The organism is Methylocystis sp. H4A (assembly GCF_015709545.1).
Classification (GTDB): Bacteria; Pseudomonadota; Alphaproteobacteria; order Rhizobiales; family Beijerinckiaceae; genus Methylocystis; species Methylocystis silviterrae.
The window spans coordinates 509,814-520,976 of sequence record NZ_JADNQY010000028.1; the positions used below are offsets into that span (position 1 = coordinate 509,814).

The 11,163-nt window shown below is 64.1% G+C and carries 8 protein-coding genes; 4 read left to right on the forward strand and 4 right to left on the reverse strand.

Going from position 1 to position 11,163, the window contains the following annotated elements:
- Window positions 1-67: 67 nt before the first annotated feature.
- The 3 genes from IYW40_RS19095 (at window position 68) to IYW40_RS19105 (ending at window position 5,152) form a co-directional block, all read left to right on the forward strand.
- Window positions 68-337, forward strand: coding sequence for a succinate dehydrogenase assembly factor 2 (locus IYW40_RS19095; RefSeq protein ID WP_246720915.1), 270 nt, complete (start codon window positions 68-70; stop codon window positions 335-337).
- The gene (gene mfd, locus IYW40_RS19100) at window positions 334-3,873 is read left to right on the forward strand and encodes a transcription-repair coupling factor (RefSeq protein ID WP_196401822.1); all 3,540 of its coding nucleotides are present in this window, start codon (window positions 334-336) and stop codon (window positions 3,871-3,873) included. The genes IYW40_RS19095 and mfd overlap by 4 nt, the downstream gene beginning before the upstream one ends.
- 370 nt (window positions 3,874-4,243) lie before the next feature.
- Window positions 4,244-5,152 (forward strand): Spy/CpxP family protein refolding chaperone, encoded by a 909-nt coding sequence (locus IYW40_RS19105; protein WP_196401823.1) that lies wholly within the window; start codon window positions 4,244-4,246, stop codon window positions 5,150-5,152.
- 134 nt (window positions 5,153-5,286) lie between these two features.
- Here the strand turns inward: IYW40_RS19105 and IYW40_RS19110 are convergent, their stop codons facing one another.
- Window positions 5,287-6,951, reverse strand: coding sequence for a multicopper oxidase family protein (locus tag IYW40_RS19110; protein ID WP_196401824.1), 1,665 nt, complete (start codon window positions 6,949-6,951; stop codon window positions 5,287-5,289).
- 216 nt (window positions 6,952-7,167) lie between these two features.
- Here IYW40_RS19110 and IYW40_RS19115 point away from each other — a divergent pair, with 216 nt between their 5' ends.
- Complete coding sequence (locus tag IYW40_RS19115; RefSeq protein WP_196401825.1) at window positions 7,168-8,166, forward strand: TonB family protein; 999 nt, start codon at window positions 7,168-7,170, stop codon at window positions 8,164-8,166.
- Between the two features lie 136 nt (window positions 8,167-8,302).
- Here IYW40_RS19115 and pgeF read toward each other — a convergent pair whose 3' ends face one another.
- From pgeF to lgt, 3 genes are read right to left on the reverse strand one after another with little or no spacing between them, the layout of a single operon-like run.
- On the reverse strand, window positions 8,303-9,082 hold the full coding sequence (gene pgeF, locus IYW40_RS19120; protein ID WP_196401826.1) for a peptidoglycan editing factor PgeF: 780 nt from the start codon (window positions 9,080-9,082) through the stop codon (window positions 8,303-8,305).
- A gap of 11 nt (window positions 9,083-9,093) precedes the next feature.
- Window positions 9,094-10,176: a class I SAM-dependent methyltransferase gene (locus tag IYW40_RS19125; protein ID WP_196401827.1), complete on the reverse strand. Its 1,083-nt coding sequence runs from the start codon at window positions 10,174-10,176 to the stop codon at window positions 9,094-9,096.
- Window positions 10,173-10,997 carry a prolipoprotein diacylglyceryl transferase gene (lgt, locus tag IYW40_RS19130; protein WP_196401828.1) on the reverse strand — a complete coding sequence of 275 codons (825 nt, stop codon included), beginning with the start codon at window positions 10,995-10,997 and terminating at the stop codon, window positions 10,173-10,175. The genes IYW40_RS19125 and lgt overlap by 4 nt, the downstream gene beginning before the upstream one ends.
- Window positions 10,998-11,163: the final 166 nt, after the last annotated feature.

The following is an 11,163-nucleotide window of genomic DNA, read 5'->3' on the forward strand; positions in this document are numbered from 1 at the left end:
TCCCTGACCTTCCTTTGCCTTTCCTTTGCGCCTGCATTAAGCCTCGCGCCATATAAGGAGACAGACGTTGGACGACGACATGCGCAGGCGGCGCATCCGGGTGCGCGCCTGGCGGCGAGGCATGCGCGAGATGGACATCCTGTTGGGAGGCTTCGTCGACGCGCGCGTCGAGACGCTTCCCGCGCAGGCGTTGGACGAACTCGAGACTCTGCTCGACCTGCCCGACGCCGCGGTGTTCGGGTGGCTGTCTGGGGCTGAACAGCCTCCAGCCGAGCATGACACGCCGCTTCTGCGGCAGATCATCGCCTTTCACACACATGACGGGCCGATCCATTGAGCGCTGCCGCGACAAAGCTCAAGAAAGCGGCGGCGGGACTTCAAGCGGCGCGCACCGGCCTCGTCAAAGGCGAAAGGCTGATTTTCGCCCATGCGCCGGACGGCTTCGACGCTTTCGTCAGCGCCGATCTTGCGCGCGCGCTCGCGCGCGAGGCGGAAGGACATGCGGCGGTCTTCGTGCATGTCGCGCGCGACGGCGCGCGGTCGGCGGCCTTTCGCACCGCCCTGCGTTTCGCCAATCCCGACGTCGAAATCCTCGACATTCCGGGATGGGACTGCCAGCCCTACGATCGAGTCTCGCCGCACGCCGGCGTCGTGGCGCGGCGAATGACGGCGCTTTCGCGTCTCACGCGCGCAAAATCCTCATTCGAACGTCCGCGCGTCGTCACGACGACCGTCGACTGCCTGTTGCAGCGCGTTCCGCCGCAGAAGATGGTGGCCGCCGAAAGCTTCGCCGCCGCGCCCGGCAATGTCGTGAAGCTCGACGAATTGGCGCTTTGGCTCGAGTCGAACGGCTATCTGCGCGCCAGCACGGTGCGCGAGACCGGGGAATATGCGCAACGCGGCGGCATTGTCGATCTTTATCCGCCGGGGCTGCCGGCTCCGATCCGTCTCGATTTCTTTGGCGAAACGCTCGAATCGATCCGCTCGTTCGATCCCGAAACGCAACGCGCCACGGGGCAGCTCCGTTCGCTCGACCTGATGCCCATGAGCGAATTGCGGCTGACGAGCGAGACGATGCGCCGCTTCCGGCAGTCCTACGCCGCGCGCTTTGGCGGGCAGACGCGCGGCGACGCCCTTTATGAGGCTGTCAGCGAAGGCCGGCGCTTCCACGGCATGGAGCATTGGCTGCCGCTCTTCTACGAGCGGATGGATACGCTCTTCGACTATCTGGGCGAGGCGCCTGTCGTGCTCGATCCGCTGGTCGAGGATGCGGCTGCGGAGCGCGTCAAGCAGATCGAGGATTATTACGACGCGCGCAAACATGCGCATGATCTCGATCCCGCCGCCTCAAACTATAAGCCGCTAGAACCGCGCGCGCTCTATCTGTCGCTTGACGATTGGCGCGCGGCCATCGAGGGACGCTCGGCGGCGCAATTCTCTCCTTTTGCGGCGCATGAGGGCGAGAAAGCCATCGACTGCGGCGCGCGCCCCGGCCGCGACTTTGCGCCCGAGCGCAACACGCCCGACGTCAATGTGTTCCAGGCGGCCGCGGACCATGTCGAGTCGCTGCGCGACGCGGGCAGAACGGTCATCGTCACCGGCTGGTCCGAGGGCTCCTGTGAGCGGCTCGGCCATGTGCTCGCGGAACACGGCTTGCCCGACTTGCCGCGTGTCGCGTCGCTTCCACAGGCGTTGTCGAAGGCCGTCTCGATAGCCGTTCTCGGGATCGAACGCGGCTTCGAGACGGATGCCTACGCGGTTCTGGGCGAGCAGGACATTCTTGGCGATCGCTTCGTTCGTCGCCGCCGCAAACGCAAGCCCAACGAAAATCTCCTCGGCGAAGTCGCCGCGCTCGCCGCCGGCGATCTCGTCGTGCATGTCGATCACGGCATCGGCCGTTTCATCGGCCTCGAGACGATCTCCGCCGCCGGGGCGCCGCATGATTGCCTCGAACTCCACTACGCTGGCGGCGACAAGCTCTATCTGCCGGTCGAAAATATCGAGCTGTTGACGCGCTATGGCGGCGAGGACGCCGAAGCGCAGCTCGATCGCCTAGGCGGCGCCGGCTGGCAGTCGCGCAAGTCGCGGATGAAGAATCGCATCCGCGAAATGGCGAAAGGGCTCATCGAGATTGCGGCGCAGCGGCAGCTGCGCGAGGCGCCGAAACTCGTTCCGCCGGAAGGACTCTACGACGAATTCTGCGCGCGCTTTCCTTATGACGAAACCGAGGATCAGCTCGCCGCCATCGACGCGACGCTCGACGATCTCGCCGCCGGCCGGCCGATGGATCGACTGGTTTGCGGCGACGTTGGCTTTGGCAAGACCGAGGTCGCGCTGCGCGCCGCTTTCTGCGCCGCCATCAATGGCAGTCAGGTGGCCGTCGTCGCGCCCACCACCTTGCTTGCGCGCCAGCATTACAAGACGTTCAGCGAGCGTTTTGCGGGCCTGCCGGTGCGCATCGGACGATTGTCGCGGATGGTCGGCGCCGCGGAAGCGCGCGAGACGAAGAAAGACCTCGCCGACGGCCGAATCGAAATCTTGATCGGCACGCATGCCGTGCTCGGCAAGACGGTGAGCTTCAAGGATCTTGGACTCGTCATCATCGACGAGGAGCAGCATTTCGGCGTCGGCCATAAGGAGCGGCTGAAGGAATTGCGCGCCGAGGTGCATGTTCTGACGCTCTCGGCGACGCCGATACCGCGCACGCTGCAGCTCGCGATGACGGGCGTGCGCGAGCTTTCGATCATCGCCACGCCGCCGGTTGACCGGCTGGCGGTGCGCAGCTTCGTCTCGCCCTTCGATTCGCTCATCGTGCGCGAAGCGCTGCTGCGCGAGCGCTATCGCGGCGGCCAGGCCTTCTTCGTCTGTCCGCGCATCGAGGACCTCGAAGAGGCTGCGGCGTTTCTGCGCGAAAACGTGCCTGAGTCGAAATTCGTCTTGGCGCATGGGCAGATGAGCGCGAGCGAACTCGAAGACAAGATGTCGGCGTTCTGCGACGGCAAATTCGACATTCTGCTGTCGACGACGATCGTTGAGTCGGGCCTGGACATCCCGCGCGCCAATACGCTGATCGTCTGGCGCGCCGATATGTTCGGCCTGGCGCAGCTCTATCAGCTGCGTGGCCGCGTCGGCCGCGCCAAATTGCGCGCCTACGCGCTGTTCACGACCCCCGCCAACCGCACGATCACGCCTCAGGCGCAAAAGCGTCTGGACGTGCTGCAGTCGCTCGATACGCTTGGCGCGGGCTTCCAACTCGCCAGTCACGATCTCGACATTCGCGGCGCCGGCAATCTGCTTGGCGACGAGCAGTCGGGACATATCAGGGAGGTGGGCTATGAGCTGTATCAGCAGATGCTCGCCGACGCGATCACGCTGCTGAAGGCTGGAATCGAGGAGCCGCAGGAGGAAGCCTGGTCGCCGACGATCGCGATCGGCGCGCCGGTGACGATACCGGAAGACTATGTCGCCGACCTCACGCTGCGCCTGCAGCTCTATCGTCGTCTGTCGACGCTCGAAACGGATCAAGACATCGAAGCGTTCGCCGCCGAAATGATCGACCGCTTCGGCCCGATCCCGCCGGAAGTGGAGCAGTTGCTCGAGATCGTCGCCATCAAGGCGCTCTGCCGGCGGGCGCATGTCGAGAAGATCGACGCCGGCCCCAAGGGCGTCATCGTCGCGTTCCGCGAAGACAAATTCGCAAACCCGGCGGGGCTCGTGCGTTATGTCGCGGAGCAGCGGACAAGCGCCAAGGTGCGTCCCGACATGCGCGTGGTGTTTATCCGCGAATTCGAGAACACGAAACAGCGCCTCGCCGGCACGCGCCGAATTCTGCGCGCGCTCGTCGAGATCGCGGAGAAGAAGAAGGCCGCGTAAGCTTTTGCGCCGCAACGCAGCGGCGGTTTTTCGCTTGTGCGAAGAAGAGCAAGTTGGCGCGACGAATTTGCGACATCGAACCTCGCGCGCGTTGCGCAACCGACGTGGCCGAGCGAAAGACGGGCGTTGGGCTTGCGCCTATTGGCTTTTGCGTCGCGGAATCTGTTCAAAAGCAAAGATCGCTTTCAAAATTCATACGACTGCGTGACGATTCGCCCATCGCCTCACGGCTTGATCTGTGACAAAGTTGCAGACGTTCAACGGTGCCTGATGCTCGGTTAGGCGCTCAACATGCGCGAAGCTCCACCAATGATTCGTCGCGCCAGCGACGACAGGAGCGATCGCGACAAACATTTCAAGGGAGGGCGCCATGACGACGCGAAAACAAACATCGCGCGGAAAATTGCTTGCGGCGAGCGCCGCCGCTTTGCTCCTCGCAGCTGGAGTCTCGGTGGCGCAGGCGCAGCAGGGCGGCGCCGAACACGGCGGCATGGACCACAGCAAGATGGAGCACGGCAAGATGGACCATGGCGCCATGGAGCGCGGCGGCGCCGCCGCCCCGGCGCAATGGGCGGACCCCGGCAAGGCGCAATCAGGCGGCGCTGAAACCGGCAAAGCCGAAGAGCAGAAGAGCGAAGCGGGCAAGGCCGACGAAGGTCATGCAGGCCATCACGGCGGCATGTCGGGCATGGGCCAAGGCGGCGGCATGGGCGGCATGATGGGCGGCATGATGGGGGGCATGTCGGGCATGAGCCACGGCGGCGGCAAGGACGGCGGCAAGGGCGGCGACGGCATGAGCGGCATGTCGCATTCCGGCGGCGGGATGATGAACAAAATGGTCTGCGGCTTCGCCGATCATCTTGAGGGACGCCTCGCCTATCTCAAGGCCGAGTTGAAACTGACCGACGTGCAAACCGGCGCATGGAACGCCTTCGCCGAGGCGTGGCGCGCGGCGGGGCACAAGGCGAAGCAAAAATGCGACGCCGCCGATATGCGCATGGACCATTCAAAACCGGAAGTGTTGAATAAGCTCACGATGATGGAGAACCACATGGTCGACCATCTCGAGGCGGTGCGCGCGCAGAAGGCTGCGATCGAGTCTCTCTTCACCAGTTTGAGCGATGAGCAGAAGAAGACCGCAAATGAGACGCTGAGCGGCATCATGAAGGTCGGCATGTCCATGGGCGACATGATGGGCGACATGATGGGCGGCATGGGCGGCGGCATGATGGGCGGCATGTCGCATTCAGGCGGCGGCATGGGCGGCATGCAGCATTAGTCGGCGTAACATCGCTCCCGGCGGGCCAAAGGCCCGACCGGGAGTGCGTTTGAATAGACAGCTTTTAAGATTGAGTTAGATAGACGGCTTCTGGATTTGAGAATGCGCTTCGCGGCCGCGCGTCTTAAGCCGCTCTACTCCACCGAGAACTCGCGCATCATGCCCGCGTCCTCATGTTCGAGATTGTGGCAGTGATACATGAAGCGGCCTTTGAAATCGCCGAACGGCTTGATGATTCGCAGGCGCTCGCCGGGCGTGACGAGCACGGTGTCTTTTAGGCCGCTGTCGATGAAGCCGTCGCGGATCGAGGCGTAGGCGTCCTCGTCGCCTTCAAAGCGGCGCTCGACAATCTCGAAGGGCTGGCCGTGTAGATGGATGGGATGCGCCATCGACATCATTCCCATCATGCCCATGCCGCCCATCATGCCCATGCCCATGCCGCCCATTCGGCCACGCATCATGCCGCCGCCCATCATGCCGCGACCTTGCATCCCGCCCATGCCCATCCCGCCCATGCCCATCTCGCCGTGCTCATGGAAAATTTCGATGAGCTGCGTCGTGTCGACGGGAATGCGTTCGCGCGGCTGGATGTCGTCGTGGCCGTAGGGCCGGCCGTTCAGGAACATCGCCATATGGTCCATAGTGATGGCGATCGGAATCGGATCGCCGGGATTGGCGGTCTCTTCCTTGCGGATACGCCGTATCGTCGAGAGCTTTTCCGGCAGCTTCCACGTGTCGTTTGAAGCTTTCGTCACGCTCGCCGCAAACAGGGGGAATTCTTCCCCCATGGCGAGATCGCTTCCCATCATGCGCTGCGCCATCGGCGGAATCAGTCCGTAGAATTCTCCGCTCAGCATCGTCAGCTTCGCGCCTTGCGGGCGCCCGCTGAAATCGACGAGGAGATCGACGCGCTCGGCGGGCGCGAGCATCACATAGGGCCGCGTCTCCGCCTTCTCCAATAGACCGCCGTCGACGCCGATCACGGTCAGCGGAGTCCGGTCGTCCCAGCACAGCTTGTAGATGCGCGCATTCGAGCCGTTGAGGATCCGCAGACGATAAGCGCGGCTCGCGACGTCGAGCGTCAAATTGCGTCGTCCATTGACGAGCACGCGGTCGCCATAAAAACCGAACATGCTCGTATGCATGTCGTCGCCATAGGCGAGCTGATTGTCGCCGTCGAAGGAGCGATCCTGAATGACGAGCGGAATTTCGAATTCGCCGGACGGCAGTCCGAGCGCGCGTTCTTCCTCGTCCTCGACGATGATGGCGCCCGCCAGGCCGCGATAGACCTGCGTCGCTGTCTTCTCGTGGGTGTGCGGATGATAGAAATACATCCCGGCGCGATTGCGAATCTCGAATTCGTAGACGTAAGTTTCGCCCGGATCGATCGCCGCCGTCGGATGGCCGTCCATCAGCATCGGCACATGCAGGCCGTGCCAATGCGTAATGGTTTCCTCCGGCAATTCGTTGCGAAGCCGAATGCGAACCTTTTGTCCCTTGGTGAACCGCAGCAAGGGGCCGAGGTAAGCGTCGGGCAGCGCCGTCAGCGCATTGGGCGGACCTTTGATCAGATTGCCGACGTAGCGCCACACGCGCGTCGGCTTGCCCGTCAAAATCGGCGTCTTGTCGCGCTTGCAGATCAATTCAAGTTCGACGTCCGGCGTGAAGGCGTCCGACGCCCGGTTCGGCGCGATCCGGCGCATCGCATGACCCTGGCCCAAGGCCGGGGCGCCGATCGTCGCCGCTGCGCCCGCGCCGACGAGAAATCCTCGGCGCGACAAAGGCCTAAAGCGTTTCATGCATCCCCCAGAGCGGCGTTCGAGCGCCACTTAAATTAGATGCTTCTTATATATGTGGTCTTAGCGCATTGATAACTGCGGCAAAACGCGACATGTTTCTGCGGGGGGCGCGTTTTTGCCCAAAGGCGGCTATAACTTTAAAGTGTCGCCCCCCGATCACCGACCCAGATCGATTATGCAAGCAGCGGCGGCGCTGGAGCGCGGCTTTCCATCGCAATGAACGACAGCAGCCAACAACGCGCCTTTAGCGCGACCTTGGCCGTGGACGCCCTCCGGCGGCGCCGCGCGCTTGTCGTGCGCCCGCGCTTCCTCATGTTTCTCCTGCTGTGCCTGCTGGCGCATCTGTGCGTCCTCGCGTTCCTGCTCTTGGAGGACTGGCGCTCGGCCCGCGAAGCGCCGCGCATCGTCGAGGAAACTCCCGTCGAGGTGATCACCGAACCGCCCGCGCCGAAGCAGGAAGAGCCTCCTGCGCCCGAGCCAGAGAAACCGCCGGAGCAGCAAAAACAGCAGCAGAAGCCGCCGCCTCCGCCGCCGCTGGAAGACGAAAAGCCGGCTTTCGACGCCCCCGAGGCCGAGAGCAAGACCAAGTCCGACGTCAACGCGCCGGAGGAGAAGGACGTCAAGACGCCGAAGAACGCGGAGGAGAAGGACGCGCCCAAGGACGACAAGCCTCAGGGCATGAAGGACGCCGAGGACGAAGACGGAAAGGCGAAGGCTCCGGAAGAGACCAAAGACACGCCGCTCGAGGACAAGAGCGACGCCGAGATCGTCGAGCAGGCCGCGCCCGAAAAGAAGCCGCAGGAAAAGCCCGACCCGAACGAAAAGGGGTCAGTGAAGAAGGGCGAGGCGAACTCCATCGCCGATCAGCTCGCGGCGCTCGCGCCGATACCCGACTACAAGCTTGCTGCGCCGCGCAAGTTCTCGCCGGTCGGCGGCGGCCACGCGAAGACCACCTATTTGACGATCCTCTACGGCCTCATCATGCCGCATATGCGTATTCCGCCGCGCGTGCGCGGGAGCGGCGCGATAGGCAGGGGCGCGGTTGTCTTCTACATCGATGAGTTGGGCAATCTCACCCATCAGGCTGTGCACCAGCCGAGCGGCGCGCCGGATCTCGACGCCGCCGCTCTTGCGGCCGTGCGCCGCGCCGCGCCGTTCCCCGCGCCGCCGCGCGGCCTGCCGCACTCGATGATCTTCAGCTACGCGACGAAGTAGTCCTATCGGCGGATTGATCCTTGGATGTGATCCCGTGCGCGATCGGGAACCAGAGCAAATCCGGGATGCGTGTCGTCACTCTGGATTCCGGTCAGGCCTTCGCCTGTTCACGCGTACCGCTCAATTCAATCATGCATCAGATTAGCGCGATCGCCGAAACGAGCCGCCCATAATCCGGCTCGCGGCGATGGACGCTGCGGCGGTAGCTGAAACAGCGTGCTTCGTCGGCATAAGTGTCCACGCCGAGGTCTTCGAAAGAGGCCACGTCGAGCGCCTCGACGCGTGAGGCGATGAAGCCTGGCAGATCGAAGGTCGCATGGCCTTTGCGCGCCGTCGGCGCAAAAAAGCGCGAAAAGGACGCGTCGGCTTCGCGAAACTGATCGATGAATTCCGGCCCAACTTCATAGCTCGTCGCGCCGATCGCAGGGCCGAGCGCGACTTGGATGTCGGCGCGGCGCGCGCCATGCGCCTCCATCTCTCTGACGGTCGCTTCGATGACGCCGCCGAGCGCGCCTTTCCAGCCGGCGTGACAGGCGCCGATGACGGCCGCCTTCGCGTCGGCGAAAAGCAACATGCCGCAGTCGGCGCCGGTGACGCCGAGCGCGAGCGAGACTTCCGCCGTCACTACGCCGTCGCATCGCGGCCGCGCGTCAGCGCTCCACGGTTCGCGCACGGCGCGCGCCTCCGCGGAATGGATCTGGAACGGCACCAGCAGGCGCTCGGGCGCCACTCCGAGACGCGCCGCCATGCGGGCGCGATTCTCCTCGACATGCGGCGGCGCGTCGCGCGAGCCGACGCCGCCATTGAGTGAGGCGTAGACGCCTTGGGACACGCCGCCGCCGCGGGTGAAAAAGGCGTGGCGCAGGCCGGGCAGGTTGAGATTTCGCGCGGTCAGCGCAGGCGTTTCGAACGTCATTGCGTCAGATGTTACACGAAAAATCCCGGCAGGTCGGGCATGTCGGGATGGGTCACCGCCATAACTTTGAACAGTCCGCCCATCTGATGGCGCGCATCGTCCACGCCGGTGAGACGTTCGAAAGCGTCGATGATCGACTGCGCCTGTTCAGGCGTCGCTTTTTTCGACAAGGTCTCGGCGCGGCGTTCGATGCCAAGCTGCAGCAGAAATTGCGCTTGCGTCACCGGGCCCATCACCTTGGCGCCGCGCGCGCGTGCGGCGCGCGCCAGAGCCGCGAAATCGACGTGCGCGGTCAGATCCGCATTTCCCGGAGTAGCGAGTGGATCGACATAGGCGTGGCGCGACACCGCCTGCAGACTTTCGCCAAGCGATGTCTGCTCATAGCCGTAGTCAATGAGCAGCAGCGCGCCGCCTTGGGCGACGAGCCGCGTGGCGATGTCGCCGATAAGCTTTTGGCTCACGGCGCTGACTTCTATGATTGAGCCTTCGCGCGCCGGAACATTGAGCGTCGCCTCGATCTGATCGGACAGTCCGAAGGCGAGTTCGCCTTGAGCGTCGAGCCCGACAAGTTGTTCGCGCCAGCCGCTGGCGGTCTTGACGAAGTGCCTGACGGGCAGGGCGTCGAAAAATTCATTGGCGAGGATGAAGGCTGGACCGGGCGGCGTCTCGGCAAAATCCAAATGCCATTGCGCCGGCTTAGCGGCCCTGGCCAGCGTCTGGCGCTGCGCTTCGCGCAGAACCGGACTGGTTTCGACGAGATGCACGCTGACGGCGGAAAAGAAGTTGGGCGCGATCGGCGTCACACGCAGCACGTCCGACATCAGCGTGCCGCGGCCGGGTCCGAGCTCGACGAGCCTCGCCTCAGTCGGCGCGCCCGCGGCGCGCCAGGCTTCGGTGACCCAGACGCCGAGCAATTCGCCGAACATCTGACTGATCTCCGGCGCGGTGACGAAATCGCCGCCCGCGCCGAATGGATCGCGCGTCATGTAATAGCCGTAGCGCGGATGCGTCAGGCAGAGCGACATGAATCGCTCGAGCGTCATCGGACCGTCATGAGCGATCGTCTCGACGATCTCTCTCTTTAAGGCGCTCATGCCGTCGCGCTCCTCGGGCGCAGCGCGAACATGATCGCCGCCGCGCCAATTAAAACAAGCGGCGCAGAAAGGACCATGCCCATGGTCAATCCATTGGGCAGCGCTTCCTGAACCGGATCGGGTTCGCGAAAAAACTCGCAGAAAATGCGCGCCAGCCCATAGCCGACGCCAAAAAAGCCGGTGGCGAGACCCGGGTGTTTGAGCGCGCCGTGGCGCGCGGCGAGCCACAACAGCAGGCCGAGCGCGACGCCTTCGAGCCCCGCCTCATAAAGCTGGCTGGGATGGCGCGGGACGTCGCCCGCGCCGGGAAAGACCATCGCCCAGGGAACGTCGGTTTCGCGCCCCCACATCTCGGGCTTGATGAAATTGGCGAGGCGGCCGAAGAAAAGTCCGATCGGCGCCACGGTGGCGCAAATGTCGCTCACGGTGAGCAGCGGCACGCCGCTGCGACGGGCGTAAAGGGCCATGCCGAACATCGCGCCGACGAGGCCGCCATGAAAGGCCATGCCGCCCTTCCAGGTCTGAAAAATTTCCAGCGGATGCGCGAAATAGAACGCCGGATCATAGACCAGCACATGCCCGAGTCGTCCGCCGATGACGACGCCGAAGGCGACGAAGACGAGAAGATCATCGAGCGACTCTCGGCTTGGTCGCGGTTGGCCGCGCCTCCAGAGCGCGTCGTTTGCGGCGAGCGCGCGCAAGCCGAGCCAGCCGAAGATGAAGCCGCCGATATAAGCGAGCGCGTACCACCGCAGCGGCACGGGCCCGATGTTGACGGCGACGGGATCGATCACTGGAAAGGGAAGCACAAGAATCGGCATCAACCAGGTCCGGGCGCGGGCGCGCGTTTCGAACCTACACGCGCAGCCTGTCTTTTACCTGTCGGCATTACGGATGTCATGTCCCCTAAAGGTGAAGCGCCCTCGCAGCGTGCGTTCAGAGGCGGCCCCTCGTCCTTCGAGACGCGGCTTCGATCTCGGGCGCGCC